The organism is Saccharopolyspora sp. NPDC050642, from assembly GCF_040654735.1.
In the GTDB taxonomy this organism is placed as follows: domain Bacteria; phylum Actinomycetota; class Actinomycetes; order Mycobacteriales; family Pseudonocardiaceae; genus Saccharopolyspora; species Saccharopolyspora elongata.
The window spans coordinates 349,342-368,175 of sequence record NZ_JBFAIN010000001.1 but is presented as its reverse complement, the minus strand read 5'-3'; the positions used below and the strand labels follow the sequence as shown (position 1 = coordinate 368,175).

At 70.3% G+C, this 18,834-nt stretch carries 14 protein-coding genes; 7 read left to right on the top strand and 7 right to left on the bottom strand.

The window, feature by feature from the left end:
- Nucleotides 1-2: 2 nt before the first annotated feature.
- Genes AB0H93_RS01695 through AB0H93_RS01680 form a run of 4 tightly spaced genes read right to left on the bottom strand, consistent with a single transcriptional unit; the run spans nucleotide 3 to nucleotide 4,475 of the window.
- Nucleotides 3-983, bottom strand: a complete 981-nt coding sequence (locus AB0H93_RS01695) for an ABC transporter permease (protein ID WP_358565758.1) — start codon at nucleotides 981-983, stop codon at nucleotides 3-5.
- Nucleotides 980-2,488 (bottom strand): ABC transporter substrate-binding protein, encoded by a 1,509-nt coding sequence (locus AB0H93_RS01690; protein WP_358565755.1) that lies wholly within the window; start codon nucleotides 2,486-2,488, stop codon nucleotides 980-982. The genes AB0H93_RS01695 and AB0H93_RS01690 overlap by 4 nt, the downstream gene beginning before the upstream one ends.
- Complete coding sequence (locus AB0H93_RS01685) at nucleotides 2,485-3,468, bottom strand: oligopeptide/dipeptide ABC transporter ATP-binding protein (RefSeq protein WP_358565752.1); 984 nt, start codon at nucleotides 3,466-3,468, stop codon at nucleotides 2,485-2,487. The genes AB0H93_RS01690 and AB0H93_RS01685 overlap by 4 nt, the downstream gene beginning before the upstream one ends.
- Entirely contained in the window at nucleotides 3,465-4,475 is a 1,011-nt protein-coding gene (locus AB0H93_RS01680) for an ABC transporter ATP-binding protein (RefSeq protein ID WP_358565750.1), read from the bottom strand. Before AB0H93_RS01680 ends, AB0H93_RS01685 begins: the two co-directional genes overlap by 4 nt.
- Before the next feature lie 124 nt (nucleotides 4,476-4,599).
- Here AB0H93_RS01680 and AB0H93_RS01675 point away from each other — a divergent pair, with 124 nt between their 5' ends.
- Nucleotides 4,600-5,220, top strand: a complete 621-nt coding sequence (locus tag AB0H93_RS01675) for a TetR/AcrR family transcriptional regulator (RefSeq protein ID WP_358565747.1) — start codon at nucleotides 4,600-4,602, stop codon at nucleotides 5,218-5,220.
- A 383-nt stretch (nucleotides 5,221-5,603) separates the two neighbouring features.
- On the opposite strand, the gene AB0H93_RS01670 is transcribed toward AB0H93_RS01675, so the two are convergent.
- Both AB0H93_RS01670 and AB0H93_RS01665 read right to left on the bottom strand, forming a co-directional pair.
- Nucleotides 5,604-6,584, bottom strand: a complete 981-nt coding sequence (locus AB0H93_RS01670; RefSeq protein WP_358565744.1) for an LD-carboxypeptidase — start codon at nucleotides 6,582-6,584, stop codon at nucleotides 5,604-5,606.
- 226 nt (nucleotides 6,585-6,810) lie between these two features.
- Complete coding sequence (locus AB0H93_RS01665) at nucleotides 6,811-8,454, bottom strand: FUSC family protein (RefSeq protein WP_358565741.1); 1,644 nt, start codon at nucleotides 8,452-8,454, stop codon at nucleotides 6,811-6,813.
- Between the two features lie 51 nt (nucleotides 8,455-8,505).
- Here AB0H93_RS01665 and AB0H93_RS01660 point away from each other — a divergent pair, with 51 nt between their 5' ends.
- The 4 genes from AB0H93_RS01660 (at nucleotide 8,506) to AB0H93_RS01645 (ending at nucleotide 16,893) form a co-directional block, all read left to right on the top strand.
- Nucleotides 8,506-8,988, top strand: coding sequence for a MarR family transcriptional regulator (locus tag AB0H93_RS01660; protein ID WP_358566869.1), 483 nt, complete (start codon nucleotides 8,506-8,508; stop codon nucleotides 8,986-8,988).
- Between the two features lie 166 nt (nucleotides 8,989-9,154).
- Complete coding sequence (locus AB0H93_RS01655) at nucleotides 9,155-10,423, top strand: glycosyltransferase family 87 protein (protein WP_358566867.1); 1,269 nt, start codon at nucleotides 9,155-9,157, stop codon at nucleotides 10,421-10,423.
- A gap of 487 nt (nucleotides 10,424-10,910) precedes the next feature.
- The gene (gene gltB / locus AB0H93_RS01650) at nucleotides 10,911-15,449 is read left to right on the top strand and encodes a glutamate synthase large subunit (protein ID WP_358566864.1); all 4,539 of its coding nucleotides are present in this window, start codon (nucleotides 10,911-10,913) and stop codon (nucleotides 15,447-15,449) included.
- The gene (locus AB0H93_RS01645) at nucleotides 15,442-16,893 is read left to right on the top strand and encodes a glutamate synthase subunit beta (RefSeq protein ID WP_358565738.1); all 1,452 of its coding nucleotides are present in this window, start codon (nucleotides 15,442-15,444) and stop codon (nucleotides 16,891-16,893) included. Before gltB ends, AB0H93_RS01645 begins: the two co-directional genes overlap by 8 nt.
- A 169-nt stretch (nucleotides 16,894-17,062) precedes the next feature.
- Here the strand turns inward: AB0H93_RS01645 and AB0H93_RS01640 are convergent, their stop codons facing one another.
- Nucleotides 17,063-18,016, bottom strand: coding sequence for an SDR family NAD(P)-dependent oxidoreductase (locus tag AB0H93_RS01640; protein WP_358565735.1), 954 nt, complete (start codon nucleotides 18,014-18,016; stop codon nucleotides 17,063-17,065).
- 55 nt (nucleotides 18,017-18,071) lie between these two features.
- Between AB0H93_RS01640 and AB0H93_RS01635 the strand changes: the two genes are divergently transcribed.
- Together AB0H93_RS01635 and AB0H93_RS01630 are read left to right on the top strand one after the other, a co-directional pair.
- Nucleotides 18,072-18,503, top strand: coding sequence for a MerR family transcriptional regulator (locus AB0H93_RS01635; RefSeq protein ID WP_358565732.1), 432 nt, complete (start codon nucleotides 18,072-18,074; stop codon nucleotides 18,501-18,503).
- Nucleotides 18,504-18,553: 50 nt separating this feature from the next.
- The gene (locus AB0H93_RS01630; protein WP_358565729.1) at nucleotides 18,554-18,721 is read left to right on the top strand and encodes a hypothetical protein; all 168 of its coding nucleotides are present in this window, start codon (nucleotides 18,554-18,556) and stop codon (nucleotides 18,719-18,721) included.
- Nucleotides 18,722-18,834 lie beyond the last annotated feature (113 nt).

The following is an 18,834-nucleotide window of genomic DNA, read 5'->3' as shown; positions in this document are numbered from 1 at the left end:
CATCACTCCGAGATACGCGGGTCGATGAACCGGTAGGCCAGGTCGACCACCAGGTTCGTGAGCAGCACCAGCAGCGCGGTGATCAGCACGACGCCCTGGATCACCGGGTAGTCGCGCTGGGTGGTCGCCTCCACGACGAGCGTCCCGAGACCGGGGATCGCGAACAGCGTCTCCACCACGACGCTCGCGCCGAGCACCCGGCTGACCAGCAGACCGATGATCGTCGCCAGCGGCAGCCCGGCGTTCTTCAAGGCGTGCCGCCAGACCATCGTCCGGTGCGACAGGCCTTTCGCCCGGTGGGTGCGCATGAAGTCCGACCGCAGCACCTCGATCAGCGCGCTGCGCAGCTGGCGGCACACCTCGGCGGCGCCGACCATGCCGAGCGCGATCGCGGGCAGGACCACGTATTGCAGCGTCTGCACGGGATTCTCGGTGAGGCCGACGAATCCCGTCGCGGGCAACCACTGCAGCTGGACGGCGAAGACCAGCACCAGCACCATGCCGATCCAGAAGTTCGGCACCGCGATGCCCAGCGTCGCCGCGCCGGTGATGGCGGTGTCGGCCGGCCGCCCCTGCCGCAGCGCGGCGGCCACGCCGAGCGGAACGCCGAGGCCGACGGCCACCAGCAGCGCCGCCGCGCCGAGCGTCAGCGTGGTGGGAAGCCGTTGCCAGATCAGCGATCCCACGCTCTCGCCGGTGCTCAGCGAGGCGCCGAGATCACCGGTGATCGCGTGCCGCAGCCAGTCGAGGTACTGCAGCGCGAACGGCTGGTCCAGCCCGAGCTGGGCGCGGATCTCGGCCAGCCGCTCCGGGGTGGCGTGCTCCCCGGCGATGGCCTGCGCGGGGTCGCCGGGGATCAGGTGCAGCAGGCCGAACACCACGAACGTCGCCAGCACCAGGGTCGGGACGGCCATCAGGACCCGCCGGCCGATCATGCGCAGCAGCGCGGTGTCCCGGCCCGGTCGCAAAGCCAGCGCGGTCATCGTTGGATCCTCACGGTGGTGAACTTGGGTTTGCCCAGCAAGTTCGGTTCGAAGCCCTGCACGTGCTCCCGGTAGGCGGCGACCGCGTCCGGGAAGATCAGCGGCACGAAGAGCGACTGGTCGGCCACGATCCGGGCCACCGCGCCCAGCTTCTCGGACCGCTGGGCCAGATCCGCCGTGCTGTTCGCGGCGTTGAGCGCCTCGTCGATGCCGGGCGTGGCGACGTGCCCGGCGTTGTAGTAGCCGCGCTCGGTGAACATCAGCTTGTAGGTCAGGCCCGGGTCCGGCCGCCCGGTCCAGGCCGACAGCAGCGCCGGGTACTTGCGCTCGTTGAAGAACTCGCTGCTGGCCTGGGTCAGCTCGGTCGGGATCAGGTCGATCTGCACGCCCACCTTGCCGAGCTGGTACTTCAGCACCTCGGCCAGCCGCACGTTGACCGGATCCGGGTAGGTGAGCAGCGGGAACCGCAGGCCGTCGGCGTGACCGGCGTCGGCGAGCAGCCGCCGGGCCCGGTCGGGGTCGTGCGGGTAGGTGGGCACGGCGGACTTCGGGAACGCCCAGTGGTCCGACGGCAGCGGCGTCCAGCCCGGTTCGCCCTGCCCGAACTGCGTGACCTTCAGGATCTGCTCGCGGTCCAGCGCCAGGTTCAGCGCCTCGCGGACCCGCTGGTCGCGGAACACCGGCGCGCTCAGGTCCAGGTAGATGATCAGCTGGTACAGCTGCGGGCCCGCGGCGACCTTGGTGCCCTTCGCCGCGCTGAGCAGCCCGACGTCCTGCGGCGGCGGGTTGAACACCATGTCCTGCTGGCCGGAGCGCAGCGCGTTCACCGCGGTCGAGCCGTCCTTCATGATCGTGAAGTCGATGCTGTCCAGGTGCGGCAGCCCGCGTTGCCAGTAGCCGGGGAAGCGCTCCACCCGCACCAGCTGGCCGTAGCGCCATTCGACGAACTTCCAGGGGCCGGCACCGACGGGATTGCGTTCGAAGGCGTCGCCCTCGCGCTCGGCGGCGGTGGGGGAGACCAGCATCCCGGCGCGGTCGGCCAGTGTGAGCAGCAACGAGCTGTCCGGCCTGGCCAGGTTCAGCCGCACCGTCCGCGCGTCGAGCACGTCGACGCCGGTCACGGCGGCCACGTCGGACTTGATGTTGGACTTGGGGCCCTTGGCGCGCTCGATGTTGTACTTGACGGCCTGCGCGTCGACCGGCGTGCCGTCGTGGAACCGCACGTCCGGACGCAGGTGCAGCACCAGCGCGGTCGGGTCGTCCTGGTTCCAGGACTCGGCCAGTCCCGGCGCGGGCTCCAGCGTCTTCGGGTCGAACGACACCAGGGTGTCGTACATGGTGTAGAGGATCGCGTGGTCCGAACCGGAGTTGCCGCGCTGCGGGTCCAAAGAGGACGGATTGGACCGCCACGCCACCCGCAGGTGCTGCCCGCCCTCGGCTGCTCCACTGCCGCACGCGGTCAGCGCCAGCAGCAACACCCAGGCCACTGCGGCGATGCGCTTCACGCCTGGCCTCCTTCGACGCCGCGCAGCGGCAGGGATTCGGGGAAGTGGCACGCGGACCAGCGACCCGGTTCGACCTCCGCCCACTTCGGGACCTCCTCGGCGCACCGCTGCTGCGCGTACCGGCACCGGGTGCGGAACCGGCAGCCCGACGGCGGGTCCACCGGGCTCGGGATGTCGCCTTCGAGGACGATCCGGTCCCGCTGCTGGGCGCCGATCCGCGGCTGCGCCGAGACCAGCGCCTCGGTGTAGGGGTGCAGCGGCCGCTCCACCACCTCGTCCACCGGGCCGAGTTCCATCAGCCGGCCCAGGTACATCACCGCGACCCGGTCGGCGATGTTCGAGACCACCGCCAGGTCGTGGGTGATGAACAGGTAGGACAGCCCGAGGCCGGCCTGCAGCCGGCGCAGCAGGTCGAGGATCTCCGCCTGCAGCGCCACGTCCAGCGCCGACACCGGTTCGTCGCAGACCACCAGCGCCGGATCCAGGACGAGCGCGCGGGCGATGTTGACCCGCTGCTTCTGGCCGCCGGAGAGCTCGTGCGGGTAGCGCTCGCCGTGTTCGGCCGACAGGCCGACCGACTCCAGCGCCGCCAGCGCGCGGGTCCTGCGCTCGGCGCGATTCCCCTTGCCCTGCACCACGAGCGGCTCTTCGACGCTGGACGCGATGCGCATCCGCGGGTCCAGCGACGCGTTCGGGTCCTGGAACACCATCTGCAAGCGGGTCAGCGCCTCGCGCCTGGCCCGGCCGCGCAGCGCCGCCAGATCCGCGCCGGCGAGGCGCACCTCGCCGCCACTGGGGCGCACCAGCTGCAGCAGCGCGCGGCTCAGCGTGGACTTGCCGGAGCCCGATTCGCCGATCAGGCCCAGCGTTTCACCCTCTCGCAGCGCGAAGGAAACGCCGTCGACGGCGCGCACCCGCTCGCCCTTGCGCTTGGTCGCGAACGACACCGCGAGGTCATCGACCTGAAGCAACTCGCTCACCGGGCGACCCCCGGCAGCGTCAGGTCGGCGGTGCGGCCGCAGCGCACCGTGCGCGCGCCGGCGACCGGGAGCAGCTCGGGCCGGTGGTCCCGGCAGTCGTCGGTGGTGAAGTCGCAGCGCGGGTGGAAGACGCAACCCGGCGGCGGGGCGTCCGGCGGCGGCACCCGGCCGGGGATCGCCTTGAGCTCGGCGTGGCGGGCCTCGATCCGCGGGATCGCCTGCAGCAGCCGCGAGGTGTAGGGGTGCCGGGGCGCGCCGAGCACGTCGGAAACGGGCCCGCTCTCGACCGTTTCGCCCGCGTAGAGGGTGACCATCCGGTCGCAGAGCTCGGCGACGACACCGAGGTCGTGGGTGATGAACAGGACCGCCGTGCCGTGCTGCCGCGTCAGGTCCCGCAGCAGTTCGAGGATCTGCGCCTGGATCGTCACGTCGACGGCGGTGGTGGGTTCGTCGGCGATCAGCAGCCGGGGGCGGCAGATCAGCGCGATCGCGATCATCACGCGCTGCCGCATCCCGCCGGAGAGCTGGTGCGGGTACTCGCCGAAGCGCTGCTCCGGCAACGGGATCCCGACGGCTTCGAGCATCTCGACCGCGGCCGTGCGGGCGGCCCGCTTGCCCATGCCGCGATGCGCCAGCAGGCATTCGGTGAGCTGGTGGCCGACGGTGAACACCGGGTCCAGCGCGCTCATCGGCTCCTGGAAGACCATGCCGAGTTCGCTGCCGCGCAGCCGCTGCCGCTCCGGTTGCGGGAGGCGGAGCAGGTCGGTGCCCGCGAAGCGGATCCGGCCGCCGATCACCGCGGGCGGCGTGGGCAGCAGGCCCATCACGGCGAGCGCGGTCAGCGACTTGCCGCTGCCGCTTTCGCCCGCCATGCCGACGATCTCGCCGGCGCCGACGTCGAAGGACACGTCGCGCACGGCGGTGGTGCGGGATTTCCTGCCGAGGAAGGAGATGTTCAGGTGCTCGACTTCCAGCACCCGGTCCGGGGATTTGCGGGGGAGTGTCAACGCTGGCCTCCCGAGGGTGTGTGACGCCGGGCACTCTAAGCTGTGTGTAAAACTGACGTCAATATCAGTTTTTCGACGTGCGCTAAGTTGGCGCATCTCTGTACCGAGTCACCAGGAGGTAGCGGTGGCCGTTGAGCGGCTGCAACCGGTAGCCAGCCCGAAGACGCCGAAAGGGCGCGGCTCGAAGGAATCGCTGCTGCGCGCGGCGCGCACGGTGTTCGGCCGATCGGGCTTCGCGGCGTCGCGCGTCGCCGACATCGCGGCCGAGGCGGGCATGTCCAACGGCGCGTTCTACCGGTACTACACGGACAAGCGCGAAGCGCTGGTCGAGCTGATGACGGAGCTGCTGGACGGCCTCTTCGACCAGTCCCGCGCCCGGTGGAACCCGGGAGACGCGATCGAGTCGGTGGTGATCAGCACGGAGCGCTACTTCCGCTACTACGAGGACAACGCCGACCTGTTCCGGGTCCTGCACGAGACGGCGCAGACGGACCCGGAGATCGAAGCGATGCAGGCCGAGAGCCGGCGCACGTTCCACGACCGCATCACGCGGATGGCCCGCAAGGGCATCGAGCGGGGCCTGATCCGCCCGAGCCTCGATCCGGAGCTCAGCGCGGCGTTCCTGGGCGGCATGACGGAGCACTACGCCTACACGCGCTTCGTCCTCCACCGCTACCCGGAACGCGAGGTCCACGAGGTGAGCCGGGAACTGGCGAACTTCTGGGCCCACGGCGCCCTGGCCTGATGCGGGTTCGGCGAAACCCGCTCCGCTGAACACCGGGCTTGCGTACTGTCATCTCGTTCCCGTCCGAGATCTTGAAAGGCCGAATTGCGGGCGTCACTGCGCAGTCCCAGTCGAGGGCGACGTAGTCCTCTCCCATGAAGACGTGCACCGGCGCGTCCGCGACCAGGTACTCCCACGTGTCGAGGGAGAACCGCTGGATGTAGAAGGTGCGGCGCTGCACGCTGAGGCTGGAGTCTCCCGGGGTCTCGTCTCCCGCCACGGGTTCGTTCAGCAGGCGCGCGGCATGGGCCGCATCCCGGCGGGCGCGGGGTTCTCCGCAATTTCAATGGAAATCGGACCTTCGATTTCCATTGAAATTGCGGGCCGTCTGCTGGCAGAAGGTGTCAGCCAACCGGTCCCGTTGTCGCGTGCGGTCGGACCGCTGGATCGAGCAGCGACAAGGTCCGTTGCTCCGCATCGAGAGCGGCACGGACGCCGACGGGCATCGGCAGGTTCGGGCCGGCGTGTCCGAAATCGACGTTGCCGAGTACCGGGATATCACGCTTGCCGAGGACGTCCAAGACGATCTCGGGGAGGGTCGGCGAGACATCGGACGAACCGAGCCCACCGATCCGGCACGGAACACCGACGACCATGCCGGAGATGCGATCAAGGATGCCGCAGTGCCGCAGCACGTGCAGGTCGCTCCACACCCATGACGCCTCGCCGCCGAGCTCCTCCCAGAACAACACCGCGCCGTCGAACCAGTCGAGCGGCAGCGCGTAACGCGTCGCCTGCGCCCTCATAATGCGATTGAGCACCCCGCCGATCAGCGGTCCTTCGGCGCGCCCGGCACGCCAGCACTCCCACGACGGCCGGGTAGGCAGCGCGCCGATCGCCTCGGTACCGGTCAGCAGCGTTGAATAAAGGTCCTCATGCTCCCCTCTGCGCGCGGCGGGGACGGTCTGCCACGCCCCGCCGAGGCCGGGCGTTGCCAAGTCGGCGTGGAACCCCACCAAGCCTGTGCGCGAATAAAGCACCAGATGCAGCAACGAGATGTCGCTGTAGCCGAGGATGGGCTTGGGATCGGCTGTGACCGCTTCGATGTCGACAAGGTCGAGGTAGCCGAGCACTGTCTGCCCCCCGTCATGCGCGATGATCGCGCGCACCTCGGGATCCCGCAGCAGAGTGTTGAGCTCCTCGGCGATCTGCGCCGACGGGGCCGAACTCCACCAATGCCTCCGCCCGGGTTCGAGCAGCGGCGCGCGACGCACCCGAAACCCCATCCGTTCGAGCGTGGCCACCGCCCGCTCGAGCGCCGGCACGCGCTCGGCTTCGAGCGGGCCGGACAGCGCGGCGATCGCGATGAGATCTCCGGGCTTCAAAGCACGAGGCCGAAGCGGCTGAGGCGTAGCAGCGTGAGTCACCGGGGCAGTATTCCGACACCCGCAGCTACAAGCTACGCAATTACCAGTCCAGACCGCTCCGCGAACCAGCAGCCTGGCGGACTCGACCACGCGGCTCCGTCTCGACGGCTTCTCACCCCTACCGCAGTTGATCGTCCACCATGGTGATCACGGGGCGCGCACTGGTTCGAGCCGCCCATGCGACCTATCGCGTCGGCAATCGCCGCAGCTCGACGGCGGCCGGAGCCGTCGCCGCGAGGAGCTCGTAGGCAGTGTGCTCGGTGTCGAGGACTTCTTGGGTTCGGGCGTTCCGGTGCCAGAGTTCGCCTTCGGCGACCGCGTGGGCGTTGCGTAGTGCGAAGAGGGAGCGCGTCAGGCGGGAGCGGATGTCGTCCACAGTGGTCTCTTGGCGTGAAACGGCTTCGCGGAGGGATTTCTGGGCCCGGCGGCATTCGGCGATCGCCGCTTCGAGGCGGCGGGTGGTTTGGCGGTTGATCAGCAGGAGGCTCACCGCCGCCGCGATCAGCGCGCCCAGCACCGTGGTGCCGATCCGCTCGGCGACCAGCGCGTTGTGCGCCGCCGGGTTGCCGAGCGAGCTGAGGCCGAGGGCCAGGGGAGTCACGAACATCAGGCCCAGCGCGTAGTTGGCCTGCACCACGAGTTCGGCGGCCAGCTGGCAGATCACCACCAGGACGAGGATCGCCATCGGACCCGGGTGGAAGCCGAACATCACCAGGGCCGGCAGGGCCCCGGCGATGGTCCCGGTCGTGCGCTGGACCGTCCGGTGCCAGGTGCTCGTCGCGTTCGCCGACTGCAGCACCGCGCTGGCCGACACGATCGCCCAGTACTCGTGCCCGAGGCCGAGCGCGCCGGTGATCAGCCCGGCGAGCAGGCAGGCGACGACCATCCGCCCGGCGCCGGGCAGGAACGGCCCGACCCGCCGCAGCCGCTGGGTGGTCCGCAGTTTCAATTGAAACTGCGAACCGAGGGTCGTCGTCTGCGGTTTCAATTGAAACTGCGGTTCCGGGGGCCGGTGTGGTGCGGCCGGGACTCGGCCTCGGTGGATCTTCCGGGAGAGAGCCCGGAGTTCGCCGGCGGCGTCGGCGGGGTGGTGGAGCAGGGTTTCCGCGTGGGCCAGGTGGGCGCGGATGCGGTCGAACGTGCCGCGGTGGGGCTTGCCGCGCAGCGTCGCCGACGCTCGGTGCACCGCGAGGTGCGCGCGGTGGCGGGTGGCGTGGTCCGGGGTTTCGAGGTGGTCCGCGACGGCCGCCAGGGCGCGGGCGGCGGCCACCCGGTGGGGCCCGGTCGGGTGCAGCAGGTTGCCGAGCAGGCTCAGCGCCACCGACAGCGCCGCCGATGCGGCGGTGACCCCGATGTGCAGGCCGACGGTGGACCAGCCGTGCGAGGCGTACGCGGCCGCGCCGGCCGCGAAGACGAACATCAGGCCGCCGGGCGGGCCGAAGTCGAGCACGTCCGATGCCAGCTTCCCCAGCGCCGCGATCGCCGTCAGCACGAGGACCCCGGCCAGCGGGTGGTCCGTGGTGGCGGCGATCATCGTTGCCGCCGCCACGCTCGCGACCAAGCCCAGCGCGATCAGCGACAGCAGGCGCGCCCGGCGGGACCACGTGTCCACCCGGCAGTACAGCGACGTGAAGGCGCCGAACGCGGCGAAGGGGACGAGGTCGATGCGGTCCAGGGCCACCAGCGCGACTATCGGCGTGGCGAACGACACGCCGATGCGCGCCGCGGGCACCACCACGCCGCCGACCGTCCAGTTGAACCGCAGCGCTTCGCGGGTGCGCAGGGTCCGGCGGAGGCGGGAGAAGGTAGCGCGGGAAAAGACGTTCACTAGTAAAATATTACCAGATGGTTTACTCGTGAAGGAGTTGCGTTGGGCGACGTGGTCGGACGGATCAGCGCGCAATGGCGCGAGCAGCGCCCGGATCTGGACGTGTCCCCGATCGACGTGATCGGCAGGGTGCGGCGGCTGGGCGCGCTGACCAACCAGCTCGACGAGTCCGCGTTCGCCGACTCCGGGTTGTCGCGGATGGAGTTCGAGGTGCTCAGCGCGCTGCGGCGGGCCGGCGGCGGGCTGCGCCCCAGTCAGCTCACCAGAGAGACGCTGTCGTCCGGCGCGGCCACCACCAAGCGGCTGGCCCGGCTGGAGGCCGAGGGGCTGATCACCCGCACCTCGTCCCGGCGCGACCGGCGGGAGATCGACGTGCGGCTCACCGAGCGCGGGCTGGAGCTGATCGACCGGCTGTTCCCGGCGCAGCTGGAACGCGAGCGCGACCTGCTCGCGCCGTTGGCGCCCGACGAACGGGAGAAACTGGGCGAGCTGCTCGCCAAGGTGCTGGAATCACTCGACGGAACCGCGCGATGACCCGCTGTCCTGCGGCGAGGCGAGTTCGGGCACCTGATCTCGTTGGGTTAGAGTTCTTCGGTTCATCACGGGTGTTTCCCGCGACCTGGCGAACTCGGAGTGATCGTTCGATCACGAAGCGGTGGTCGACGTCGGTCGCCTGATCGAGAGGACCCAGTTGGCCACGGTGCAGTTCGAGTCCGGCCGTGCTGTCCTGAACCTCGGCGGCCTGCCGGACCGGCTTCGCGGAATCGTCGTGAACCACTCCCGCGCCGTCATCGCGGTCTCGGTGCCGCTGCTGATCGCGTCGTTCGCGCTGCTGGTGCTGATGCGGCGGGCGGGGCTGGACCAGGGTTCCGGCATCGACTACCAGGTGTACCGCTGGGCGGTGCACACCTGGCTGGCCGGCGGCGACATCATGAACACCGCCCCGACCGTCAGCATCGGCCGGGTGCTGCCCTGGGTGTACCCGCCGTTCGCGCTGCTGCCGCTGCTGCCGTTCGCGCTGCTGCCGTTCGTCGCCGGGCTGGTCGCGCTCTACGTCGTGGACCTGCTCGCCATCGGCGCGGCGCTGTACCTGGTCACCCGCCACATGTGGCCGGTGGTCGGCAAGCGCGGCGCGCTCGCGGTGGCGATGGCGCTGCTGCCGTGGACGTTGTTCCTGGAGCCGGTGTACGCCTCGTTCGGGCTGGGCCAGATCAACATCGCGCTGATGGGGCTCGTCATCGTCGACTGCCTGGCGCCCAACCCGCGCTGGCCGCGCGGCCTGCTGATCGGCATCGCCGCGGCGATCAAGCTCACGCCCGCCGCCTTCCTGCTGTTCTTCCTGTTCCGCAAGGACTTCCGCGCCGTCGGTGTCGCGGTGGCGACGGCCGTGCTCGGCACGCTGGCGGGCTTCGCGCTGAACTACCGGGCAGCTGTGGAGTACTGGTTCGGCAAGGGTCCGGCGCACGGCGTCAGCGGCTCCGCCTTCCACACCAACCAGTCGATCATGGGCGGGCTGGCCCGGCTTGAGCTGGCCCCGGTGGCGCAGAACGGGATGTGGCTGGTGCTCGCGCTGGCCTGCACGGCCGTCGTGGCCTACGCGATCCGCCGGACCGAGCCGGCGCTCGCCGTGGTCGCCAACGGCCTGCTCGCGCTGCTGGTGTCGCCCACGTCGTGGTCGGATCACTGGGTCTGGTGCGCGCCGGGGCTGCTGGTGCTGCTCGGCTACGCCGTTCGGCTGCGCAGCCCGGGCTGGTTGCTCGCCGCCGGGGTGACCCTGGCGACCGTTCTCGTCGCGTCGTTCCGAATGCTGCCCACGGGCCCGCCGTGGACGCCGTTGCAGCACGTCTTCGGCAATCCCTATCTGCTGCTCGGATTTGCGCTGCTTGCGCTTCTCGGTCGTTTTGCCCGGAATCAACCGCGGCCGACTGCGCCGGAAGAACCACTCGCTGCGGCCGCGTTGCGGAGTTGAGCCGGGCGTCCGGCTCGACAGTGGACGGTCTGCGGTGGCGAACTCGTTGCCAATCGGATGAGTTCGCCGTGCTGCACCCAGGGTGTCCGGGCGAACACGGAAAACGCTTGTTCTGAACCGAATCCGAACTCGTAGTGCGGCGATTCGGTGGTGCGCAAGAAGATCGTGAACAATGCCACTCGGGGCGTGGAACAGTCGCGTATGGACATTGTCGTGGTGCAGAATTCCCGAGCCCGCCGGGTTTGCGACAACGGTGTCCCAATGGCTGGGAGCTCCGCAATCTTCGTTTAACTTCGCGTTACTCAGCGGTAGCTTTCCGGTCGCTCGCTATGTAGAGTGCCTCAAACTGACCAAGAGTGCAACGGCGCATCCTTTTGTCAGTGCCCCCAAAGGCTCTTGCGGGATCGCAGTGGGTGAGTCATGCCCTGCTGCGACCTGCGGCCTGACGACGGGAGGTCTGATGCCCCAATCCCACCATGCAAGAATGATGGCGCAGCGCAGCGCCGCTTCCCAGGGTCTTTACGACCCGGCCTACGAACACGACGCTTGCGGTGTCGCATTCGTCGCCGACCTGCGCGGTCGGCGCAGTCACGACCTGGTGACCAAAGCGCTGACGGCGCTGCGCAACCTGGAGCACCGCGGTGCCAAGGGTGCCGACCCCGACACCGGGGACGGCGTCGGGCTGCTGACCCAGATCCCGGACGAGTTCTTCCGCGCCGTCGTACCGTTCGACCTGCCCGAACGCGGCGGCTACGCGGCAGGTACCGCGTTCCTGCCCGCGGACCCCGACGAAGCGGCGCGGGCCGCGGCGGACATCGAGCGGATCGTGGCCGAGGAAGGCCTGCGGCTGCTCGGCTGGCGCGAACTCCCGGTGGAGCCCAGCTGCGCCGGCAGTTCGGCGCGCGAGACCATGCCGAGCTTCCGCCAGCTCTTCGTCGGCCACGGCACCGATGCCGGGCACGGCGAGACGGCGCTGGAGTTCGAGCGGCGCGCGTTCTGCGTCCGCAAGCGGGCCGAGCACGAAGCCGACGTGTACTTCCCGAGCCTGTCGGCGCGCACCATCGTCTACAAGGGGATGCTGACCGAAGCGCAGCTCGGCGCGTTCTACCCCGACCTGCACGACGAGCGGTTCGCCAGCGCGATCGGCCTGGTGCACAGCCGCTTCTCCACCAACACGTTCCCGTCCTGGCCGCTGGCGCACCCGTACCGGTTCATCGCGCACAACGGCGAGATCAACACGGTCAAGGGCAACCGCAACTGGATGCGGACCCGCGAGAGCATGCTGGCCACCGATCTGATCCCCGGTGACCTGCAGCGGCTGTTCCCGATCGCGACGCCGGGCGCCAGCGACTCGGCGACCTTCGACGAGGTGCTGGAACTGCTGCACCTGGGCGGCCGGTCGCTGCCGCACGCGGTGCTGATGATGATCCCCGAGGCGTGGGAGAACCACGCCGAGATGGACCCGGCCCGCCGCGCGTTCTACGAGTTCCACAACTACCTGATGGAGCCCTGGGACGGCCCCGCGCTGGTGGCGTTCACCGACGGCACCCAGATCGGCGCGGTCCTCGACCGCAACGGGCTGCGGCCCGGGCGCTACTGGGTCACCGAGGACGGGCTCGTGGTGCTGGCCAGCGAGGTCGGCGTGCTGGAGGTCGACGCGGACAAGGTCGTCCGCAAGGGCCGCCTGCAGCCGGGCCGGATGTTCCTCGTCGACACCGGCGAGGGCCGCATCATCGACGACGACGAGATCAAGGGCGAGCTCGCCGCCGAATTCCCGTACCAGGAGTGGCTGGACGAGGGTGTGGTGCACCTGGCGGACCTGCCGGGGCGCGAGCGCGAGCTGTCCTCGCACGACTCGCTGGTGCACCGGCAGCAGGTCTTCGGCTACACGCAGGAAGAGCTGGGCGTCCTGCTCAAGCCGATGGCCACCACCGGTGCCGAGCCGATCGGCTCGATGGGCAACGACGTGCCCTTCGCCGCGTTCTCCGAGCGGCCGCGGCAGCTGTTCGACTACTTCACCCAGCTGTTCGCGCAGGTCACCAACCCGCCGCTGGACGCGATCCGGGAAGAACTGGTCACCTCGCTGAGCACCCACGTCGGGCCCGAGCACAACCTGCTCGACCACGACCCGCGGGCCTGCCACAACCTGGCGCTGCCGTTCCCGGTGCTGGACAACGACGAGCTCGCCAAGATCGTGCACGTCGACGACGACGGCGACCACCCGGGCCTCAAGCCCGCGGTGATCGACGCGACGTTCCGCGTCGCCGGTGGCGGCGAGGCGCTGCGCACGCGCCTCGACGAGATCTGCGACGAGGTCTCGGCCGCGGTGGCGAGCGGAGCGCACGTGCTGGTGCTCTCGGACCGCTCGGCCGACGTCGAGCGCGCGCCGATCCCGTCGCTGCTGACGACCGGCGCCGTGCACCACCACCTGGTGCGCGAGAAGAAGCGCACCCAGGTGGGCCTGATCGTCGAAGCCGGCGACGTCCGGGAAGTGCACCATGTCGCTCTTCTCATCGGTTACGGCGCCGCTGCCGTTAACCCGTATGTGGCGATGGCCACCGTCGAAGATCTGGTGCGCGGTGGCGTGATCAAGGGCGTCGACGCCAAGCAGGCCACCGCGAACCTCATCAAGGCGCTGGGCAAGGGCGTCCGCAAGACCATGTCGAAGATGGGCGTGTCCACTGTGGCCTCCTACACGGGCGCGCAGATCTTCGAGGCCATCGGTCTCGGCGACGAGGTCGTGCGGCAGTGCTTCACCGGCACCACCTCGCGGCTCGGCGGCGTCGGGTTCGACGTGCTGGCCGAGGAGGTCGCCGACCGGCACAGGCGGGCGTACCCCGCCGACGGCGTCGCGGCACCGCACCGGACCCTGCAGACCGGCGGCGAGTACCAGTGGCGGCGCGAAGGCGAGCCGCACCTGTTCAACCCGCAGACGGTGTTCAAGCTCCAGCACTCCACGCGCAGCGGCCGTTACGAGGTGTTCAAGGAGTACACCCGGGCCGTCGACGACCAGTCGCAGGAGCTGATGACCCTGCGCGGGCTGTTCAAGTTCCGCGACGGCGTGCGCAAGCCGGTGCCGATCGACGAGGTCGAGCCGGTGTCGTCGATCGTCAAGCGGTTCGCCACCGGCGCCATCTCCTACGGGTCGATCTCGCAGGAGATGCACGAGGTGCTGGCCATCGCGATGAACCGGTTGGGCGGCAAGTCCAACACCGGTGAGGGCGGCGAGGACGCCGATCGGTTCACCCCGGACGCAGGCGGCGATTCGCGGCGCTCGGCGATCAAGCAGGTCGCCAGCGGCCGGTTCGGCGTGACCAGCGAGTACCTGGTCAACTCCGACGACATCCAGATCAAGATGGCGCAGGGCGCGAAGCCCGGCGAGGGCGGGCAGCTGCCCGGCCACAAGGTGTACCCGTGGGTGGCCAAGACCCGGCACTCCACGCCGGGCGTGGGCCTCATCTCGCCGCCGCCGCACCACGACATCTACTCGATCGAGGACCTGGCGCAGCTGATCCACGACCTGAAGAACGCCAACCCCAGGGCGCGGATCCACGTCAAGCTGGTGTCCGAGGTCGGCGTCGGCACGGTCGCCGCGGGTGTGTCCAAGGCGCACGCCGACGTGGTGCTGATCTCCGGCCACGACGGCGGGACCGGCGCCTCGCCGCTGTCGTCGATCAAGCACGCCGGCGGTCCCTGGGAGCTCGGGCTGGCCGAGACGCAGCAGACGCTGCTGGCCAACGACCTGCGCGACCGGATCGTGGTGCAGACCGACGGCCAGCTCAAGACCGGGCGCGACGTGGTGATCGCGGCCCTGCTCGGGGCCGAGGAGTACGGGTTCGCCACGGCGCCGCTGGTGGTCTCCGGCTGCATCATGATGCGGGTCTGCCACCTCGACACCTGCCCGGTGGGCGTGGCGACGCAGAACCCGCAGCTGCGCGAGAAGTTCACCGGCAAGGCCGAATACGTGGTGAACTTCTTCGAGTTCATCGCGCAGGAGGTGCGGGAATACCTGGCGGAGCTGGGATTCCGGTCGCTGGCCGAGGCGATCGGGCACGCCGACCTGATCGACACCTCCGATGCCGTGCGGCACTGGAAGACCCAGGGCCTCGACCTCACGCCGATCACGCACGTGCCGGAACTGCCGCGCGGCGCGGCGCGGCACCAGACCACCGAGCAGGACCACGGTCTGGAGAAGGCGCTGGACAACACGCTGATCCAGCTGTGCGAAGGGGCGCTGAAGGAAGGCACCCCGGTGCGGCTGGACATTCCGGTGCGCAACGTCAACCGCACGGTCGGCACCATGCTCGGCTCGGAGCTGACGCGGCGGTGGGGCGGCGAGGGCCTGCCGGACGACACCATCGACGTGACGTTCACCGGCTCGGCCGGGCAGTCCTTCGGCGCGTTCGTGCCGCGCGGCATCACCCTGCGGCTGCTGGGCGACGCCAACGACTACGTCGGGAAGGGCTTGTCCGGTGGGCGGATCGTCGTTCGCCCGGACGCGTCCGCGCCGTTCGCGGCCGAGCAGAACATCATCGCGGGCAACGTGCTGCTCTACGGCGCGACCGGCGGTGAGCTGTTCGTTCGCGGTGTCGTCGGCGAGCGGTTCTGCGTGCGCAACTCCGGCGCCGTGGCCGTCGTCGAAGGCGTCGGAGACCACGGTTGCGAGTACATGACCGGTGGTCGCGTGGTGATCCTCGGTGAGACGGGGCGCAACTTCGCGGCCGGCATGTCCGGCGGCGTCGCGTACCTGCTGGACCTGGACGCCAGGCGGATCAACCCCGAGATGGTCGACCTGGACCCGCTGGACGACGCCGACCGCGAGTTCCTGCACGACCGGGTTCGGCGGCACTACGAGCAGACCGAGTCGGCGGTGGCGCGCGAGCTGCTGGCCGACTGGGACGCCGCCGTCGAGCGCTTCGGCAAGGTCATGCCGAGGGACTTCAAGCGGGTGCTCGCGGCCCGGACCGCCGCCGAACGCGACGGGCGCGACGTCAACGAGGCGATCATGGAGGCCGCACATGGCTGATCCCAAGGGATTCATGACGACGCCGCGGGAAACGCCGCGGCGTCGCCCGGTGGACGTGCGCATCAAGGACTGGCGCGAGGTCTACCTGGAGTTCGAACAGCCCAAGCTGCAGAAGCAGGCCGGCCGCTGCATGGACTGCGGGATCCCGTTCTGCCACCAGGGTTGTCCGCTGGGCAACCTGATCCCGGAGTGGAACGACCTGGTGTGGCGGGACGACTGGCAGGAGGCCGCGGAGCGGCTGCACGCCACGAACAACTTCCCGGAGTTCACCGGGACGTTGTGCCCCGCGCCGTGCGAGGCGGCCTGCGTGGTCGGCATCAACTCCGACCCGGTCAGCATCAAGCAGGTCGAGATCACCATCATCGACAAGGCCTGGGAAGCCGGTCACGTCCGCCCGCAGCTGCCCCGCGCGGGCACGGGCAAGAAGGTCGCCGTGGTCGGCTCCGGGCCCGCCGGGCTCGCCGCGGCGCAGCAGCTGACCCGCGTGGGCCACAGCGTCGTGGTCTACGAGCGGGCGGACCGCATCGGCGGGCTGCTGCGCTACGGCATCCCGGAATTCAAGATGGAGAAGCAGCGGCTGGACCGGCGGCTGGGCCAGATGCGGGCCGAGGGCACCGAATTCCGCACCGGCGTGAACGTCGGCGTGGACGTGACGGTGGAGCAGCTGCGCGACGACTACGACGCGGTGGTCCTCGCGGGCGGTGCGACGCAGGCACGCGATCTGCCGGCGCCGGGGCGCGAGCTGGACGGCGTGCACCAGGCGATGGAGTACCTGCCGCTGGCCAACAAGGTGCAGGAGGGCGACCTCGCGCGCTCGCCGATCCACGCCGAGGGCAAGCACGTGGTCGTCATCGGCGGCGGTGACACGGGCGCGGACTGCGTCGGCACGGCGCACCGGCAGGGCGCGGCTTCGGTGACGCAGCTGGAGATCATGCCGATGCCGCCGGAGTCGCGTTCCGAGGCGCACCCGTGGCCGACCTACCCGATGATCTACCGGGTGTCCTCGGCGCACGAGGAGGGCGGCGAGCGCCTGTACTCGGTCAACACCCAGGAGTTCCTGGGCGACGACCAGGGCCGCGTGCGGGCGTTGCGGCTGGTGGAGGTGCGGCGCACCGACGCCGGCTTCGAGCCGGTCGAGGGCACGGAGCGGGAGCTGCCCGCGCAGCTGGTGCTGCTCGCGATGGGCTTCGTCGGCCCGGAGCGAGCGGGTCTCCTGGAGGACCTCGGCGTATCGCTGGACGCCCGCGGCAACGTCGCCCGGGACGAGAACTTCATGTCCAGTGTGGACGGAGTCTTCTCGGCGGGGGACATGGGCCGCGGCCAGTCCCTGATCGTCTGGGCGATCGCCGAGGGCCGCTCCGCGGCGGCGGGAGTCGACCGCTACCTGGCGGGTCGGAAGATCCTGCCGTCGCCGATCGCTCCCACCGATCGTCCGATGGTGTGATCGAAAGCTGTTCGCCGTGAGCCGAGGGGCGCCCCTGACCGAGCCGGCCAGGGGCGCCCCTCGCTTCTTGCGGAGCCCCAGCTACGGGACCGCCCCGGAGCGGTCGGGGGTCGTGAGTGTTTTGGACCGCCATAGCAGTCCAAAACACTCACGACGTCGGCTGCCGCCGTCAGGCGAAGGCGTCGACGCCGGTGAGCTCGGCGGAGAGCGCCCACAACCGGGCCGCCTGGTCCGGGTCGGTCACGTAGTCGCGCACGCCGGTCCAGCCTTCGGTGCTGTCAGTGGGTTCGGCGATGTCGCAGTCCTCGCAGTAGGCGCCGCCCATCCCTGCCAGCCGCGGGGACGTCGCCGCCCAGACCTGCGTCGCCGCGCCCTGCTCCGGCGTCTTGAAGTCGCTGTTCACCAGGTTGCCCGCCGCGTCGATCCAGCCCGCCGCGACCATCTCCTCCTTGGGCAGGTGGCGCACCAGCGGTGTGAGGATGGCGCCGGGGTGCAGCGAGAACGCCCGCACCCCGCGATCCCGGCCGAGCGCGTCGAGGTGGGTGGCGAACAGCGCGTTCGCGGTCTTCGACTGGCCGTAGGCCAGGAACCTGTCGTAGCCGCGCTCGAAGTGCGGGTCGTCCCACCGGATCCCGGAGAACTGGTGGCCCGCCGAGGACACCGAGACGACGCGCGCACCCGGCGCGATCGCCGGCCACAGCAGGTTGATCAGCGCGAAGTGGCCGAGGTGGTTCACCGCGAACTGCATCTCCCAGCCCGGACCGACCCGCGTCTCCGGGCAGGCCATGGTCCCGGCGCTGTTGATGACCAGGTCGATGCGGCGGCCGGAGGCGAGGAACCGGTCGGCGAAGCCGCGGACGCTGTCCAGATCGGCGAGGTCCAGCCCGGCCACCTCGGCATCCCCGAGGGCTTCCCGCGCCTCGGCCACCCGGCGGGCGGGGACGACGACGTGCGCCCCGGCGTCGGTGAGCGCGCGGGTGGTCGCCAGGCCGATGCCGGAGTAGCCGCCCGTGACGATCGCGAGCTTACCGGTGAGGTCGATCCCGCGCAGGACTTCGGCGGCGGTGCTGCGGGCGCCGAACCCGGATCCGATCTTGCCCTGCGGTGTTGCGGTTGCTGTCATGCGGCGGACGCTATGAGCTAGAGCCCGCTCTAGGTCAAATCAGTAGGCTCGCGGCATGACCCACAGCGCCTCGGAGCTCAGCATCGGACAGGTCGTGGAACGCACCGGGCTGAGCGTGCACGCCCTGCGCTACTACGAACGCGAGGGCCTGCTGATCGGCCCGGTGCGGCGCAATTCCAGCGGCCGCCGCGTCTACCGCCGGCTGGACGTCGAGTGGCTGGTCAACTGCACCAAGTTCCGCGCCTCCGGGATGCCGCTGGCCACCATCCGGCACTTCGCCGAGCTGGTCCGCAGCGGACCCGGCAACGAGGACGAGCGGCTCGCGCTGCTGCGCGAGCACCAGCGGCAGGTCGTCGACCGGATCAACGAGCTCACCGACTGCCTCGCCCTGATCGACCACAAGGTCGCGGTCTACGAGGAGCACGTGTCCAACGGCACCGCGAGCGGCCTCTGGAACCTGCCGGAATCAGCCGATCAGGCGGGCTGACGCGGAGTTCGCGGTGCTCCCTCAACGCCACCGATGCCACGCAGAACGTGGTGGTGACTTGGGCGGGCCAGTCCTTCGCCTACGACCTGCCCGCCAACACGGCGGCGACGTTCGCCTGGGGCGGCGCGACCGCCCACGCCGCGAGTGCCGGCGGGGACGAGGCCGCTGCGCCGCCGGTCGGCGCGACCCGGCGGGACGGTCGCCGTCGGGCGGCCTGAGCGGGACCGCGAGCGGGTGCCGGGCGGCGGAGGTCCGGCACCCGTTTCGTCGTCCTGGCCCTCCCGCGCGCGAGGGGAGTCCACATTGGATCGTGAATGGAACTCCCGTCTGG